Annotated in this window: 20 protein-coding genes; 14 read left to right on the top strand and 6 right to left on the bottom strand. The window is 67.4% G+C overall.

Going from position 1 to position 14391, the window contains the following annotated elements:
• The first annotated feature begins 103 nt into the window (after nt 1–103).
• The 4 genes from DK412_RS09030 to DK412_RS09015 all read left to right on the top strand — a co-directional run bounded on the left by DK412_RS09030 (nt 104) and on the right by DK412_RS09015 (nt 4381).
• Complete coding sequence (locus DK412_RS09030) at nt 104–892, top strand: GntR family transcriptional regulator (protein ID WP_204165536.1); 789 nt, start codon at nt 104–106, stop codon at nt 890–892.
• A complete protein-coding gene (locus DK412_RS09025) occupies nt 889–1773 on the top strand; it encodes a dihydrodipicolinate synthase family protein (RefSeq protein ID WP_109971679.1) in 885 nt (294 codons plus the stop codon). The genes DK412_RS09030 and DK412_RS09025 overlap by 4 nt, the downstream gene beginning before the upstream one ends.
• 313 nt (nt 1774–2086) lie before the next feature.
• Complete coding sequence (locus DK412_RS09020; RefSeq protein WP_162596355.1) at nt 2087–3484, top strand: FAD-binding oxidoreductase; 1398 nt, start codon at nt 2087–2089, stop codon at nt 3482–3484.
• Between the two features lie 141 nt (nt 3485–3625).
• Nucleotides 3626–4381 (top strand): PfkB family carbohydrate kinase, encoded by a 756-nt coding sequence (locus DK412_RS09015; protein ID WP_204165535.1) that lies wholly within the window; start codon nt 3626–3628, stop codon nt 4379–4381.
• On the opposite strand, the gene DK412_RS09010 is transcribed toward DK412_RS09015, so the two are convergent.
• The 6 genes from DK412_RS09010 to DK412_RS08985 all read right to left on the bottom strand — a co-directional run bounded on the left by DK412_RS09010 (nt 4382) and on the right by DK412_RS08985 (nt 9213).
• Complete coding sequence (locus DK412_RS09010; RefSeq protein WP_109971677.1) at nt 4382–4900, bottom strand: ketopantoate reductase C-terminal domain-containing protein; 519 nt, start codon at nt 4898–4900, stop codon at nt 4382–4384.
• A gap of 43 nt (nt 4901–4943) precedes the next feature.
• Nucleotides 4944–5144: a hypothetical protein gene (locus DK412_RS09005; RefSeq protein ID WP_109971676.1), complete on the bottom strand. Its 201-nt coding sequence runs from the start codon at nt 5142–5144 to the stop codon at nt 4944–4946.
• 77 nt (nt 5145–5221) lie between these two features.
• Entirely contained in the window at nt 5222–6505 is a 1284-nt protein-coding gene (locus DK412_RS09000) for a hypothetical protein (protein ID WP_162596052.1), read from the bottom strand.
• A 70-nt stretch (nt 6506–6575) separates the two neighbouring features.
• Entirely contained in the window at nt 6576–6791 is a 216-nt protein-coding gene (locus DK412_RS08995; protein ID WP_109971674.1) for a hypothetical protein, read from the bottom strand.
• A 758-nt stretch (nt 6792–7549) separates the two neighbouring features.
• A complete protein-coding gene (locus DK412_RS08990; protein ID WP_109971673.1) occupies nt 7550–7828 on the bottom strand; it encodes a hypothetical protein in 279 nt (92 codons plus the stop codon).
• Nucleotides 7829–8079: 251 nt separating this feature from the next.
• Nucleotides 8080–9213: a tyrosine-type recombinase/integrase gene (locus DK412_RS08985; protein WP_109971672.1), complete on the bottom strand. Its 1134-nt coding sequence runs from the start codon at nt 9211–9213 to the stop codon at nt 8080–8082.
• Nucleotides 9214–9490: 277 nt separating this feature from the next.
• Between DK412_RS08985 and DK412_RS30120 the strand changes: the two genes are divergently transcribed.
• From DK412_RS30120 to DK412_RS08940, 10 genes are all read left to right on the top strand, one after another.
• On the top strand, nt 9491–10108 hold the full coding sequence (locus tag DK412_RS30120; protein WP_162596162.1) for a hypothetical protein: 618 nt from the start codon (nt 9491–9493) through the stop codon (nt 10106–10108).
• Nucleotides 10109–10120: 12 nt separating this feature from the next.
• The gene (locus tag DK412_RS08980; RefSeq protein WP_109971671.1) at nt 10121–10369 is read left to right on the top strand and encodes a hypothetical protein; all 249 of its coding nucleotides are present in this window, start codon (nt 10121–10123) and stop codon (nt 10367–10369) included.
• Entirely contained in the window at nt 10366–10557 is a 192-nt protein-coding gene (locus DK412_RS08975; RefSeq protein ID WP_109971670.1) for a hypothetical protein, read from the top strand. Before DK412_RS08980 ends, DK412_RS08975 begins: the two co-directional genes overlap by 4 nt.
• Nucleotides 10554–10808, top strand: coding sequence for a DUF6074 family protein (locus DK412_RS08970; protein ID WP_109971669.1), 255 nt, complete (start codon nt 10554–10556; stop codon nt 10806–10808). The genes DK412_RS08975 and DK412_RS08970 overlap by 4 nt, the downstream gene beginning before the upstream one ends.
• Nucleotides 10805–11122, top strand: a complete 318-nt coding sequence (locus DK412_RS08965; protein WP_109971668.1) for a hypothetical protein — start codon at nt 10805–10807, stop codon at nt 11120–11122. Before DK412_RS08970 ends, DK412_RS08965 begins: the two co-directional genes overlap by 4 nt.
• 438 nt (nt 11123–11560) lie before the next feature.
• On the top strand, nt 11561–11866 hold the full coding sequence (locus DK412_RS08960; RefSeq protein WP_204165534.1) for a hypothetical protein: 306 nt from the start codon (nt 11561–11563) through the stop codon (nt 11864–11866).
• Nucleotides 11867–11868: 2 nt separating this feature from the next.
• A complete protein-coding gene (locus tag DK412_RS08955; protein WP_109971666.1) occupies nt 11869–12144 on the top strand; it encodes a hypothetical protein in 276 nt (91 codons plus the stop codon).
• Nucleotides 12145–12393: 249 nt separating this feature from the next.
• Entirely contained in the window at nt 12394–12717 is a 324-nt protein-coding gene (locus DK412_RS30115; protein ID WP_162596161.1) for a hypothetical protein, read from the top strand.
• Nucleotides 12718–12958: 241 nt separating this feature from the next.
• Nucleotides 12959–13888 carry a helix-turn-helix domain-containing protein gene (locus DK412_RS08945; RefSeq protein ID WP_109971664.1) on the top strand — a complete coding sequence of 310 codons (930 nt, stop codon included), beginning with the start codon at nt 12959–12961 and terminating at the stop codon, nt 13886–13888.
• Nucleotides 13885–14358, top strand: a complete 474-nt coding sequence (locus tag DK412_RS08940; RefSeq protein WP_109971663.1) for a hypothetical protein — start codon at nt 13885–13887, stop codon at nt 14356–14358. The genes DK412_RS08945 and DK412_RS08940 overlap by 4 nt, the downstream gene beginning before the upstream one ends.
• The last annotated feature ends 33 nt before the right edge of the window (nt 14359–14391 follow it).

The raw sequence follows: 14391 nt of genomic DNA, 5'->3' as shown, positions 1-14391 counted from the left end.
GTTCACGGCTCTGGCCGGCGGCGCCCGCGCCACGTCCCATCACTGCGTGTTGAACGAACCTTTAGCGATTGACAGGCTGACATGTCAATGAGAGATGAGTGACATGAAACAGCGCGACCAAGCCTACGACGCCTTCGTCCAGCAATTGCTGGACGGGCGCCTGGCGCCGGGCTCCTTCGTGACGCAGCGCGAGCTGGTGGCGCTCACCGGCCTGCCGCTCGGCGCCGTGCGCGAGATGATCCCGCGGCTGGAGGCTGACGGGCTGATCTCGACCCTGCCGCAGCGCGGGCTCCAGGTCGCGGCGGTCGACCTGCGGCTGGTGCACGAGGCGTTCGGGCTGCGCGAGATCATCGAGACCGCGGCGGTGGCGCATTTCGCCCGCACCGCGCCGGCCTCCCTGGTGGCGTCCTTGCGGGCCGCCCATGCGCGGATCAGCGCCCAGGCGCGGGAGGGCGTCACCGAGGCGCTGATCGCCGAGGCGCAGGCGACCGACTGGGGGTTCCACGACGCGGTCGTCGCCCATCTCGGCAACGGCCTCGTCTCGGAGATCCACCGGGTGAACCTCATCCGCATCCGGGTCATCATGCAGAGCCGCGTCGCGCTCTCGCCGGAGGTGCTGCCCCCGGCCTTCGCCGAGCATGCCGCGATCCTGGCGGCGGTGGAGGAGCGCGACGCCGACGGGGCGGCGGTCGCCCTGCGCCGGCACCTCGACACCTCGCGCCGCCGGGCGCTCGGCCTCGAGACCGGCCGGGAGGCCGACCGGCACGAGGCGACCTCGCCGCGCAATCCCGACGGGCGCGAGACGCCCGCTTCCCACGATTCCAACGGGCGCGAAGCGCCCGCATCCCTTGAAAGCAACGGGCGCGAAGCGCCCTCTCGGAGGACCGCATGACCAACGCCATCACCGGCCTGTGGGTCGCCCTCGCCACGCCGCTCGACGCGACCGGCGCGGTCGATCACGGCGCGCTCGTGCGCCACGTCCGGTTCCTGATGGAGCAGGGCTGCGACGGCGTGGTGCCGTTCGGCACCACCGGCGAGGGCACCTCGTTCTCAGGCGCCGAGCGCCTCGCGGCGGTCGAGGCCCTGCTCGCCGCCGGCATTCCGGCGGCGCGGATCGGCCTCGGGACCGGCTACCCGGCGATCCCCGACAGCGTCGCGCTGACCAAGGCGGCGCTCGGCCTCGGCCTCGTCCACGCCCTGGTGCTGCCGCCCTACTTCTACCGCGACGTGACCGAGGCCGGCATCGTCGACGCCTTCGCGGCGATCCTCGACGGCGTCGGCGACGACCGGCTGCGGGCGACGCTCTACCACATCCCGCAGACCTCCGGCGTCGGCCTGCCGCCGGCCGCGGTCGCGACCCTGCGCGCCCGCTACGGCCGGCTCGTCGCCGGCGTGAAGGACAGCTCGGGCGACTTCGCGCAGTTCCAGGCCTTCCGGGCGGCGGCCCCCGAGGTCGCGGTCTGCGTCGGCAACGAGGCGGATATCGGCCGTGCCCTCGCCGAGGGCGGGGTCGGGACGATCTGCGGCATGGCCAACATCGTCCCCGACCTGGTGCGGGCGATGTTCACCGATCCCGCCGCCGCCGAGCCGATGCGGGCGGCGATCGGCCTGATCCGCGGGCCGTTCGTGCCGGTGCTGAAATCCGCCATGGCGGCGATGACCGGCGAGCCCGCCTTCGGCCGGGTGCGCGCGCCGCTCGTCGCAGTGGAGGCGGGGGTGGGGCAGCGCATCGCCGCCGAGCTCGCCGGCCTGTCGCGCGCGGCCGCCGCGTGAAGTCTGTAATTCGTCCTCCGCTTGATCTCTTCGAATAAAGGTGGGGCGCATCTCCCCCTCTCCCGTGTGGGAGAGGGGCCGGGGGTGAGGGTGGCTCGGGCTCAGGATCAATCTCGAACCGTAGAGCTGCGCAGCTCGACGCTTGGTGGCTTATCCTGAATTCGAGCCACCCCCACCCCTACCCCTCTCCCACACGGGAGAGGGCATCCCGCGCTTGTCTGGTTTTTGAACAAACCAAACGGACATTGTATAAGCCCATCCACACGTGCGGCGGTCCACGCCGCCTCTGGGAGGAGAGACCTGCATGACGGCGATGCCGGACGCGTCCCGCAGCGAGGCGGTGGTGGCCGCCCTCGTGGCGGAGCTGGGCGACAGGACGGTGCTCACCGGCGCCGGGCGGCCGGAGCGCAACGAATCCGACTGGAGCACCCTCGGGCCGCAAAGTCCCCTCGCGGTCGTGCGGCCCACGACCACCGAGGCGGTCGCCGCCGCGATGCGGATCTGCGCCCGGCACGGCGTGCCGGTGGTGCCGCAGGGCGGCCTCACCGGCCTGTGCGGGGGGGCGCGCCCCATCCCCGGCTCGGTCGCCCTGTCGCTGGAGCGGATGACCGGGATCGAGGCGATCGACGAGGCCTCCGCCACCATGACGGTCAAGGCCGGCACGCCGCTCCAGGTGGTGCAGGAGGCCGCCGACGCGGCCGGCTTCCTGATCCCGCTCGATCTGGGAGCCCGGGGATCCTGCGCCATCGGCGGCAACGCCTCCACCAATGCCGGCGGCAACCGGGTCATCCGCTACGGCATGACCCGCGAGATGATCCTCGGCCTGGAGGTGGTGCTGCCCGACGGCAGCATCGTCACCAACCTCAACCGGATGATCAAGAACAACGCCGGCTACGACCTCAAGCACCTGTTCATCGGCTCGGAGGGTACGCTCGGCATCATCACGCGGCTGGTCCTGCGGCTGTTTCCGAAGCCCGCCTGCACCTTCGCGGCGCTCTGCGCCCTGCCGGACTACGCCGCCGTGGTCGGTCTCCTCGCGGCGGCCCGCCGGGGCCTCGGGCCGATGCTCTCGGCCTTCGAGGTGATGTGGCCGGATTACTGGGAGACGATCGGCGCCATGCCGGGCGTGCGGGTGCCGCTGCCCCAGGGCCACGCCGCCTATTGCCTGATCGAGGCGCAGGGGACCGACGAGACCTTCGACGGGCCCCGCTTCGAGGCCTGGCTCGCGGCGCAGGCCGAATCGGGCCTCCTCGCCGACGCGGTCCTGTCCCGCTCGCTGGCCGACGTGAAGGCGTTCTGGGGCGTGCGCGACGCCTGCTCGGAATTCCCGCAGGTGCTGGGGCCGCACGAGCCGTTCGACATCGGCCTGCCGGTGGCGGCGATGGACGAGTACGTCCGGGCCTGCAAGGCGGCGCTGATCGAGCGCCTGCCCGGCATCACGGCCCTGTTCTACGGCCATATCGGCGACGGCAACCTGCACATCGTCGCCGGGGTGAAGGGCGCGAGCCCGCAGCCGAAGGACGTGATCCAGGAGGTCGTCTACGGCCTGGTGCGGGATTTCGGCGGCACGGTCTCGGCCGAGCACGGGATCGGCTTGACCAAGAAGCCCTGGCTCGGCCACGTCCGCTCGGAGCCGGAGATCGCCCTGATGCGGCGCCTCAAGGCGGCCCTGGATCCGGACGGGGTGCTGAATCCCGGCAAGGTCGTGTGAGCGGAGAAACCCCGTGATCGTCTGCTTCGGCTCCCTCAACGCCGACCTGATCTTCCGCCTGCCCGAGGTCCCGCGCTCGGGCCAGACGCTGCTTGCCGACGACCTCGCGGTGCAGGCGGGGGCAAGGGGGCGAACCAGGCGGTGGCCGCGTCGCGGGACGGGGCCGAGGTCGCGATGGTCGGCGCGGTCGGGGACGATGCCCTGGCCGAGGTGGCGCTCTCGGGCCTGCGCGAGGCCGGGGCCGACACCACCCGGGTCCGCAAGGTGGCGGCCGCGACGGGCTGCGCCTCGATCTGGATCGACGCGGCGGGCCGCAACCGCATCGTGGTGGCGCTCGGCGCCAACGGGCATACGCGGGCCGACCAGCTCACGGACGCCGACCTCGCCCGGGCGACCTCGCTGCTCCTCCAGATGGAGGTCGATCCCGCGCAGACCACCGCCCTGCTGCACCGGGCCCGGGCGCTTCAGGTGCGCAGCATCCTCAACCTCGCCCCGGCCCTGCCGCTCGATCTCGGCGCGTTGCGCCTCGCCGGCCTCCTCGTCGTCAACGAGGACGAGGCGGAGGCGACCGCCGCGCGGCTCGGCTGCACGCCGGAGGCCGCTTCCCTGCGGGCGGCGCTCGGCATCGACGTGGTGCGCACCCTCGGCGAGGCCGGCTCGGAGGCCGCGACGGCGGACGGCGCCTGGCACGTCCCGGCCCGGGCGGTCGGCCCGGTCGACACCACGGCGGCGGGCGACTGCTTCGTCGGCGTGCTCGCCGCCTCGCTCGACCGCGGTGCGGATCTGCGTGCGGCGATGGAGCGGGCGAGCGTGGCGGCGGCCCTCGCCTGCGGCCGGCGCGGCAGCCAGGCGAGCCTGCCGTGGCGGGCGGAGACCGACAGGCGGCTCGACGCCTGATCAGGCCGGGCAGCGCGCAGGGTCCGCCGGCACTGGGAAGGCGGCCTCGCGCGCCCTGATGAGGGCGACCACCGTGTCGTTGACTGGGGTCGGTACGCCGCAACGCCGCCCCAGGCACGGGATCGCGCCGTTGATCGCCTCGACCTCGCCGCGGCGCCCGGCGCGATGATCGAGCAGCATCGAGGGCCGGGCCGCGGGGATCTTGCCGCCGAGCCGGCGGATATGCTCGACCGGATCGCCGACCTGGAGCGTCACGCCCATCGCCGCGGCCACGGCGATCGCCTCCTCGGCGCAACCCTTCGCCACGCTCCACGCCTCCGGATCCGCCATCACCCCGCCGATGGTCAGGTCCGTCAGGGTGGTGGTACCCGAGAAGGTGACGTTCATGATCAGCTTCTCCCACACCATCCGGCCGAGATCGTCGAACAGGCTGACCTTGAACCCGGCCGATTCCCAGATCGCCGCCGAGGCCTCCAGGCGCTCCCGCGGCAGGCCCGCGAAGGCGCCGAAGCGGATCATCTCGAGCCCGTTATGGTGCGCGTGGCCAGCGCGGCGCCGGCCATCAGGCGATGGTCACCACGAAGACCGGTCGGGGCACGAACGTCTCGCCCAGCCTCAGGCGGGTGCGGGCCGTCTTGGCGTGGTGCTCCTCGGTGTAGACGCGGGCCGGGCGAACCGACGTGTTGGAGGGCTCGTGCCAGAGAACCCAGCCGATGGGCGTGCGGGCCTCCTGGGTGGTCGGGGTGGCGGCTTGGTCGCTCATGTCAAAGGAATCTCCCAGAAAAGAGAAAGCCGCCCGGTGGTGCGGCCTAGAGGTGTCTCAGCGGTGGCTTCCGGTCCTCACCAGGAGGACAAGGCCGCTCGCTTCCACGTGTTGGGGGCTACGCAGCGGTATTCGAAGGAGGTATCCCACGCCTTCTGGCCGGTGGTGCAGGGCGAGGTGCTCGTGGGGGGCACGAAGCCCGAAGCCTCAACAGTGAGGCCCGTGACTGTGAGTGCGTTGGCGACCACTGAGCCGGCAGGGCTCACGGTGAAGCCGTTGCCTTGAATCATGTAGAGGCCGTAGGCGCCGTCGAGCCGTAGACCCACAGGGGTGGCCGAATGCTCATAGATGCCGGCAAACGACTTCGAGCCCGACACCCTCACCCCGGCGGGGGCAGTGGAGCGGTCTTCGATGCCGGCGGAACTCTTTGTCCCGGCAATCTCGATGCCCTTCATGGCCGTTGAGTTGTCGTAGAGGAAGGACTGGCTGTAGGTGGTCCCGCCGTCAAGGTTGAACTGGTTTGCGGCGATGCCGTACTTGGAGCTGGCGTCGATGGCGAGAGCGGCCTCCCGAGCCGTATACCGGCCCAGGATGCGGGCGCCCCAGATGGACGCCACGGTATCTGTATTGGATGATCCGAGGCTCAGTCCGGCGGTCGTGACGTTTGGCCCCTGCATGGCGATGGAGAGGCCGATGCAGTTAATACCGAACTCACAGTCCGTGCCCGAGGCGTTGAAGAAGTTGAGTTCGGTCGCGACGTTGAAGGTGGGCTTGAAGCCTGGGCTCAAGGTCACATTGGTGGCCTGTCCCCAAGACTGCCCGCCGCCGGGCTCGTTGATGACCTCGAAGTACGCGCCGGCTTTCGCGTGGATGGCGTAGTCATTGATCCACAACCACTTCACGCTTCCATCGGTCTTGACGAAGCTGGCGCCCACGGGCGGTCGGATGCCCGGCGGTGCAGAGTTCGCTCCCGTGGTGCCGCCCTGGATCGCACGGTACGTCACGTCCCCCACACGGGTATTGTCGCCCAGGGAGAAGGTCTTGTTGGGGGCGTAGGGCCGGACCTCGCCCTTGTTGTTGGTGAACGTGACTGCGAGCGCCTGCTCCTGCGCCTGCCCGTCTATGCCGGTGGTGGCCGAGACCAGGAGGGACGCTCGCTGGTGGTCGAAGTACGCTGGATCGTCCGGCCCGCCGTTGGCCCCCCGGATGCAAGACCCCTTGGGGCAGAACGAGACTGTCCCGCCGGGGCCCACCGCGACGGTGTCCGGGTTGAAGGTGTTGACCCAGTTGCGGTTGAGCGCCGCCCTGCCGCTGAAGTCGCCACTCAGCGCCTTGAGGGCGTTGAGGGCCGGGCTCGGCAAGGTTGACGGTGTCTGGGCGCAGAGCGGGCCAGCAATCAGGGCCAGGAGGAGAGCGAGTAGGAGTCGAGACTTATAGCCCATCGCTGCTCACCACGTTGTACTCGAAGACATCCTCCCCGGCGGGCTGGAGCACCGGGCGGGTGTACCAGTCGGAGGGCTTTAGGGCCTTTGCTAGGGCGACCGCCTGGGCCGGGGTGGAGGCTGTCACGTAGGCCTCGGTGACATGGTGGGCGATGCGGACAACACGAAGCTGCCCGGCCGGGCCTGCCGGCGGGTTGGATGCCATGATGGTGTTCCTCAGTAGGCGATCGTGGGGAGGATTGATCGAACGTCATTCACGAAGCGGCGGGCCAAGTGGTCGTAGCCTGGGTCCGCCGCATGAGTGTTGTCGCTCGACACATAGAAGTCAGCGTTACCGTTCCCGGCGGGGGCGTCAACTCTCCCCGTACCGATCATCCACGGTATCGCGGCGGTGCTTGCGAGATGAAATGCGTCAGCTTGTCCGAGAACTGAACGACCGCCGCCTGTATGGCCGCCTCAACACTCAGCGTCGCAGCGCTAAGGTTGCCGAACACGTGGCGGCCCCAGAGTTGACACTCGCCGATGGATGGGGCGTCAGGCCGGGCCTTGAGGACCAGGAAGTCCTTCTCGGGGGTGCGGACCTTCTGCCCTGCCGGCTCGCCCGCCTAGTCGAAATAGGGGGCGACCTGGCAATGCTGCCCCTTGAAGCCCGCTACGAAGTAGCCGAACCGCCGAAGTGTCGCGCTCTCGATGCGGCGCTTGCCAAGCTTATCGAAGGCGCCGGGGCCGCGGGCGAGAAGAGGGGCGCTTCGGCCCGGGGTCCAGCAGCTCGAACAGGATGAGAGCCTGGAGCGTCTGCCCCTTGGTCGTTCCCGGGTAAAGGCGTGTGATGGCCGCACGAGTAGCAATGGGTGTGGAGGTCGGCATAGGTGGCCTTTGCGTCTGACGACCCGCAGCTCTCGCAGGGTCCCTTGGAAACGATGTCGGCGTTGGTCGCCGGGAAGGTCGGGTAGGGCGAGGGCATCATCGCGGCCCCGGGAGGAGCACGGCGACCTGGGCCGCGGTGTTGAGCCGCCCGTCCTCGACGGTCTCCGTGAACGTGACCGCGGACGATTCCAGGAGGGCGTCTGCGAGGTGCCGGGCGATGACGCGGCGAGCCACGTCGCGGGCTCCGGGGGTGTCGGCGCCCCGCTCGAAGTGGTGAATGTCGATGCTTGACCCCGCCTTGAGGTCGCCGAGTTGGAAGCCGGCAGAGGCGAGAGCCTCGCGCAGAGCTTTGCTCCGCACGTCGATGGCACGCATGAGGTCTCCTTGCCGGTGGACCCTAGGCCCCCTCCCCGGCTTAAGCTGGTGGGAAATCTGGTGGGACCGCGTACAGCAATAGGCCCGCGCGTTCGGGGTCTGTTCCCCGGGTGGGCTCACAGCGGGGCGCGAAGGCGCCGCGCCGCCGGAGCGGATCTAGAAGATGGAGGAGGTTAGCGGCGCCAGGAGTGGCGACCCCGGTAGGGCTCGAACCTACGACCTGCCGCTTAGAAGGCAGTTAAGGCGTTCTATTATGCTATTGTGGTGAAAGGGATTTCTGAAACGTTGTCGTTGCCGTGTTGCGTCCGTGTTGCAGGCTCAAGCCGCCCCAAAACGGACTGTTCACCAGCGCTGATCGCCCGGCGATCCGACCGGCCGGCGCTGGAGAGGTGCCCATAGACGCGCTGCGTGAAGTCTGGCGCTTCGTGCCCCGCCCATTCCGAGACCTGCTTGATCGCAGCGCCCTCGTCGATCCAGAGCGACACGGCGAAGTGCCGGAAGTCGTGAGCCGTCCAGCGCGGCGAGCCGTCGACCGCGGTGATCCCGAGCGCGATCTGCAGCGGCTTGAGCTGCCGATTGGCGATGTTGGCGTAGCCGAGCGGGGTCTTTTCCTCGGAGGGGAATACCAGGCCCTCCTTGCCCTCGCTGGCAGCCTTCCAGTTCGCCAGGATCGCCGCGAGATGAGGGCCGATCGGCACGGTCCGGAGCGCAGCCACCGTCTTCACGGTCCCGAGCTCGTTGAAGGCGTCCACCGCCTCGCGGACCTCGAGGTGCTCGGCATGGATCCGGCGCCACGAAAGCCCCCTCGCCTCCCCGATCCTGAGCCCAGCCAGAGCAATTGCAGCGAGCATGGGCCGGAGCCAAGGCGTTGGGCGGTATGCCTGCACCTGAGCGCCTGGGTGCTCCTTCCGGAAGGTGCGCAGCCCGTTGATGGGATGCTTCGCCGGCACCCGCCGCACCTCGATTGTCCGCAGCCCGCCAGCGGTCTGCTCCCGTGCGATTAGGAACAGCCCCTCCACATCGCCAGCCCCGGCCAGAAGCGCCCTGACGGTCTCCCGCTCGGGGATCTGCAGGGTGTCCTGTGCCTCGTGGATCTCCGCCCGCCGGGTCTTCCTGCGGCTGCGCAGCGCCCGGACCGGGTTGGTGAATGCCAGCCGGCGTCGGATGGCCTCGTCGAAGATCACTCCCAGCACCACCCGAGCCCGCCGGCGCGTGTCGTCCGTCCGCCCGTCCGCCTTGAGCTTGTCGAGCCACTCGCCAACGTCGGCCGGGTGCAGCTTCGGGAGCAGACGGGCGGCGAGGTAGGGGCGGACGTGGCCGTTGTAATAGATCTGGTAGTTCCGCCGCGTCGACCGGGCGGTGCCCTCGTCCTCCAGGGTCCGCATGAGCAGGTCGAAGGCCTGCCCGCCGTGCTCGCGGCGCGGTCAGGGATGTGGCTTCCTGCGGCCACCTGGCTGCGCGCCTGCAGCAGGAAGGCCTCCGCCTCTCGCTTGGTCTGGAACTGCTTGAAGCGGCACTGGGCGCCGCCATCCACGTAGCCGGCGAGCCAGACCTGCTTGCCGCTCGGGAGCGTTCGCTTTCGGATTGCCATTCGCATCCTCCCCACAGATGGGCGCCTGGTTCACGATCCCTGCACCCTTCTGATATAAAGTCAGATGGGGGTTGACCCGTCAACCATCTGAAGCTATTTCATATGAGCAGGCTGAGTTCATGGCGCTCCTTAGTGACCTCGTTCGGACCGTGGCCGCTGTTGAAGGCATGGACGAAGTTTCAGTCGGTATATATGCCCGCGCTGCTCGGGAGGCGGGCTTTATATCACAAGGTGGGAGAGGCAGGTCTGCTGCGAAAATGTCGGTTATAGATGCCGTCAATCTGATAATTGCTGTTAACGGCTGCGCTCTTGCTAAAGATGTTCCGAACTCAATTCCAATTTACAGAAATCTGCGCGTATCAGAATGCGATAACCCCGGCGTGTCGCCTTTAGGAGGGGCAAGGGCTGCATTTGGGGACGACCTTGAGCGCGTCATAAGTTTATGGGCCACTCGGGATAAGAATAGATTGTTTGATTATTCGTCTGCGGGTATAGGTATTACGTTCCACAAGCCTTATTTTCATGCCGAAATCAGGTTGTTCGTTTACTTAGATGGCGATTTTCATACCGTAAATACTTATTATCGAGGAGTGGGAGATAATCCGCTCGACTATGACGGAGACAGGTCTGACGATACAATAATTACCGATCGTACCATCGATGCGATAACGAAACTAATATCGCTCTAAGGAGAGAAATAAATGAACAACGACACAGCGCGCTATTTGAGCGCGAACAATGGAGCCTTGCCTGACGACATCATCGTGGGCGCAGAAGGGATCTCGGTTGCGCTCTACGGCCCCGAGGAGGGCGCGCGAGAGACGAACATCCGGCGGATCTATCACGCCGTCGCGAAGGGCGACCTGCCGACCTTCAAACTTGGTGGCCGGGTCCACGCCCGCTGGTCGACGATCCTGGCCTGGATCGAAAAGCAGGAGGCGCGGTCATGAAGCAGCAGACCCGCTCCGAGATCTCGGTCTACGCTGGCCGCACGCTCCTCGGGACGATCCGGCGCTCGGCCGGCTACGTCTACGCCTTCGCCACTGACGGCACGCCCATTGGCACCTTCGGCGATCAGAAGGCCGCCACAGCCCCCCTGGCGACCCAGACCGCCGGTACGACAGAGGACGGCCGATGAGTGCCATCGTAGTCCCCTTCCGGTTCGCCCGTCGCGTGCCCCAGATCCGGAAGACGGCGGCCTACATGGCGGGCCTGCCGCCCAAGCACGCCGAGGGACACCTCCGTGATCAACTCCGGCGCCTTGAGGAGGGTCTGCGTAAGAAGGGCGTCGCCGACCCCCTCGTCCGGAGCGAGGTCGCCGGCTACGAGGCCGCGATCCGGGCCAACCTCTGGCGAATGATCCTGACGGGGGAAGGCGGCGCTGCATGACGAAGCAGCACAATCACACCGGCCGATCGGAGAAGGCCGCCGACCACGTCAGGCTCTATGCCTGGCTCATGAACAGCCCCGCCTGGAAGGCACTCACGCCGGTCGCCAGAGCCCTCTACGTGCTCCTGAAGGCCGTCTACAAGGGCAACAACAACGGCTCGCTGGTGCTGTCCACCCGGCAGGCCGCCGAGGACCTCCACATCAGCAAGACAACCGCTGCGAACGCGTTCTCCGAGTTGCAGGTCCACGGCTTCATCGAAGCCATGATCCGCGGCAGCTTCGGTGGTCGCAAGGATCGACGGGCGACGGAGTGATTGCTGACCGAGCACAAATGCGATGTGACCGGGGATCTGCCCTCGAAGCGTTTCATGCGCTGGACCCCCGGAAGCAATTTCACAGTCCGCGTAGAGGGACAGGGTGTCCCTCAGGGCGGACTGTCTGTCCCTCAGGGCGGACTGTCGAAATCCAAAGTGGCCGTTTCTGTCCCTCTACGCGGACTGTGAACAACGTTCAGAGCCGTCCATAGGTACTCAGGGCGGACACTATATAATTTACCAGTGAGGGAGCGAAGCGGACGAGACGCTTCCTGTGCTGGCCTCCTTCGACCCCAAGCTTCGAACGCTGAGATCGCGCACCGGCCCGGTGCGTGAGGCATGCCGGCTGTCCTCCACCGGCCTGCGAGACTGTGAGGAGGAAGGCCGAGGAGCGCCTGGACCGCGCCCCTCAGCCGCGTCACCTGACTGGGGAACCCGATGACAAGCAAGTCATACAGCGATCAGTCTTGCAAAACAATGAACATCGATACGGCGCGCGTTGTCCAAGTGGGACAAGGGCAGGTCGAGAGGCTGAACGAGGAGCTCGGCGCGATCGAACGTGACCTCGCTCACATGAAGGGTATGGGCAAGCTGATGGGTCATCTCGCTGAGAGCCCACACGCCATGGATCCGGAAGTACTGTACGCCGTCGGCGCCGCGATCGAGGGCTTTCACCGGGAGGTCGAGGAGCGGTGGCAGGCGGCTGTCGCGATCGCCTACGAGTTTCCGGGCCGGGGAGCGTGATCATGGCACCCCTGTCCTTCGCCACGAAAATCGACAGCCCGCTTCGCGACACGGCTCGAGCCGCCCGCCTCGGCGAGCAGTGGCTGGGGTCCCTGTCCAACCGCGGTCTGGATGATGGTGACCGCCGGTTCTTCCTGTCGGAAAGCGAGCTGGAGATCCTGGAGTTTATCCTGGACGACGTCGCCAAGCGGGCAGAGGGCCTGGTGGCGCTCCTCGATACCGAAGCCGATCTGGCGATGGTGAGCCTTAACCACAGGATGCGGGCAGCCCGGCCATGACCGCTCGCCCCTTCATCGTCGTGCTTCTCGGGACCGCTCGAGCCTGCTGGCTGCTGTTCGGCTCAGCCCGGGACCTGCAGCGCGCTCGGCACCACCTGGCCCTCTGCGACGCGTACGCGGCACGAGCAGAGGCACGGCTTCTCGTCGCCCGGGATCTCTCATTCCCGCCCACGCGGCCAGAGTAGGCAGCCCCTCTGCCACTAAGAAATGCGCGCCGTAAAGGCACGCAGCAAGAGATAGGAGATCAAGATGGATGATGATCTGCCATTCGGTGATGGCTGGAACTCCGAGGAGTGGGCTCGAAAAGAAAAAGAAAGAGAGCGCAAGATAGCGCTGAGAAAGCAGGTAAAATCTGAGATCGTAGCCTTCATGGCCGAGGCGGAGAAGAATGGCAAGGATCCGATCAACGCCGCGAAAGCCGCCTTCCCTGCTGTTCCTGAAGGCATTCGCTATCAATGCTTGATGGAAGTCGGGAATGTAGAGGAAGAGGCTTGGTGGGGGCACATGGAGCGCACGATTGACGAAGAAGTTGTGCGCAACGCCCTCCAGAACACCCTGAAGCGCGGCTCATGAGCAGCCTCATCGACCGGGCTCGATTTGAGAAGTGCTTCGCGCTCGCCGAGCGTGGGGCAACCCCTGGGGAACGGGCAGCAGGCCGGGCTGTGTGCGATAGCTCGACCGCCTTCTGGCATGAGGCTTCGGGCAACTGGATCTGCGAGAGACGCTGCGGCATCGCCGATAGAGCTGCAGCGTCCGTCGGCCTCAACGATTTCGTCGATGGCATCCCATTTCGTTCGGCCCTGGGGGATTTTCTATGACCAGCGGTCTGGAGACCTTCGCAAAGGTCCGTGCCCTGTATGATCGGACCACGAACCCGGGTGAGCGGGCAGCCGCGGCGGGCAGGATGGAAGCCTTGGCCCGCAACGCCGGAATGACGGTCGCAGAGGCGGTGTCCAAGTTGGACGCTATGGCAGCGCTCGCTGCGCAGCCGCGACAGACCAACTTCAAGGACATTTTCGACACGCCATTCTTCCGGCAACAGAAGGCCGGCCACGAGCGGGAACGGTCTGAAAAGTGGCGCCAAGTGGTTGCGGAGTACGGGTCCGAGGAGGCTGTATTCGCGCCTGGCTCCTGGGAGCGTGCACTTGAGGAGGCTTGCGCGCCATTCGTTGTCCAGGGCGAAACCACCGGCTGGCGGAGAGGCAGCCTGTCGGGCTGGGACATCTTCACCAACGACGAGCCACCCCCGCACATCGTCGAAGCAGTGTCCCGCGCCTATCCCCTGCCGGAGACCGTGCGGGCAGCTTGGGACGAGTGGAGGTTCTGGGAGAAAATCGCTGGCGATATCGAGGTGCGCGGCACGGGTTGTGGAGACCCGGCACCCGAAGTTTCAATCCGGACCCAACTCGTTGAGCGTCTGCTCGACACCATGCCCGCGAGCCGCATGGACGATGTGCGGGCTCGCCTTGACTGGTTCGACCACCACAACACCATCGAGAATGCGCCGAACCCGAGACAGGAGCGGGTGCGGTTGGCGACCCTGCGCGCCGACATCGAACGGCTAGCTGCGCGACTTCAAGAACAGGACGAGGGGCCTGTCCAATCTGGACACGCGCGCCGGACCAATGCCCACAAGCGCCAGGCCGTTCTAGACCTGCTCGGCTCTGGCCTCTCCGATCGCGAGATCGCGCGCAGGGTCGGCGTATCTCCCCAGACCGTTGGTAACGTTCGGAGGGCGGCATGATCGCCATCGACAGCGCCAAGTTCCGGAAATGCATGGCCCTAGCCGTCGGCGGGTCGACGGAGGGCGAGCGAAAGGCAGGGCAAGCTGCGGCCGCACGCGTGGCCGTGGCCGCCGGCCTGTCGTTTGAGGAGGCCGAGCGCCTCGCCCGCCAGCATCCGGAGCCCGACGAAGGCCTCCTCGACGCCTTCTCGGAAGCTATGGCGCGGGTCATTGCTGAGGCCGTCGCCGAGGCCTTCAGGTCGGTTCAGGAGGAGATCGCCCGGCAGCTAGCTGCTCGCGACCAGGAGCGGCGGGCTGCAGCGCGGGAACTTCGCCGGCAGCAGAAGGCCGCTGCAGCCGCCTACGAACGCGAGATGGCTGAGTGGCCCGAGCGTGCCAAGGCCGAGCAGGCGGAGCGCGACCGAATATGGGCCGAGCAGCGCCGCCAAGCGCGGGAGAGTGCCGCAGGCGCGACAGAGGCCAGCCGATGACCGAGCCTCGGCCCCTCAGCATCGAACACGGAA

The organism is Methylobacterium sp. 17Sr1-1 (assembly GCF_003173775.1).
Classification (GTDB): domain Bacteria; phylum Pseudomonadota; class Alphaproteobacteria; order Rhizobiales; family Beijerinckiaceae; genus Methylobacterium.
This window is presented reverse-complemented; position numbering and strand designations above follow the sequence as displayed.

Bases quoted from the DNA above. Each gene is read 5' to 3' on its own strand.
- DK412_RS09030 (WP_204165536.1), top strand. From the start codon at position 104: ATGAAACAGCGCGACCAAGCCTACGACGCCTTCGTCCAGCAATTGCTG.
- DK412_RS09025 (WP_109971679.1), top strand. From the start codon at position 889: ATGACCAACGCCATCACCGGCCTGTGGGTCGCCCTCGCCACGCCGCTC.
- DK412_RS09020 (WP_162596355.1), top strand. From the start codon at position 2,087: ATGCCGGACGCGTCCCGCAGCGAGGCGGTGGTGGCCGCCCTCGTGGCG.
- DK412_RS09010 (WP_109971677.1), bottom strand. From the start codon at position 4,900: ATGATCCGCTTCGGCGCCTTCGCGGGCCTGCCGCGGGAGCGCCTGGAG.
- DK412_RS09005 (WP_109971676.1), bottom strand. From the start codon at position 5,144: ATGAGCGACCAAGCCGCCACCCCGACCACCCAGGAGGCCCGCACGCCC.
- DK412_RS08995 (WP_109971674.1), bottom strand. From the start codon at position 6,791: ATGGCATCCAACCCGCCGGCAGGCCCGGCCGGGCAGCTTCGTGTTGTC.
- DK412_RS08990 (WP_109971673.1), bottom strand. From the start codon at position 7,828: ATGCGTGCCATCGACGTGCGGAGCAAAGCTCTGCGCGAGGCTCTCGCC.
- DK412_RS08985 (WP_109971672.1), bottom strand. From the start codon at position 9,213: ATGCGGACCCTGGAGGACGAGGGCACCGCCCGGTCGACGCGGCGGAAC.
- DK412_RS08980 (WP_109971671.1), top strand. From the start codon at position 10,121: ATGAACAACGACACAGCGCGCTATTTGAGCGCGAACAATGGAGCCTTG.
- DK412_RS08975 (WP_109971670.1), top strand. From the start codon at position 10,366: ATGAAGCAGCAGACCCGCTCCGAGATCTCGGTCTACGCTGGCCGCACG.
- DK412_RS08970 (WP_109971669.1), top strand. From the start codon at position 10,554: ATGAGTGCCATCGTAGTCCCCTTCCGGTTCGCCCGTCGCGTGCCCCAG.
- DK412_RS08965 (WP_109971668.1), top strand. From the start codon at position 10,805: ATGACGAAGCAGCACAATCACACCGGCCGATCGGAGAAGGCCGCCGAC.
- DK412_RS08960 (WP_204165534.1), top strand. From the start codon at position 11,561: ATGACAAGCAAGTCATACAGCGATCAGTCTTGCAAAACAATGAACATC.
- DK412_RS08955 (WP_109971666.1), top strand. From the start codon at position 11,869: ATGGCACCCCTGTCCTTCGCCACGAAAATCGACAGCCCGCTTCGCGAC.
- DK412_RS30115 (WP_162596161.1), top strand. From the start codon at position 12,394: ATGGATGATGATCTGCCATTCGGTGATGGCTGGAACTCCGAGGAGTGG.
- DK412_RS08945 (WP_109971664.1), top strand. From the start codon at position 12,959: ATGACCAGCGGTCTGGAGACCTTCGCAAAGGTCCGTGCCCTGTATGAT.
- DK412_RS08940 (WP_109971663.1), top strand. From the start codon at position 13,885: ATGATCGCCATCGACAGCGCCAAGTTCCGGAAATGCATGGCCCTAGCC.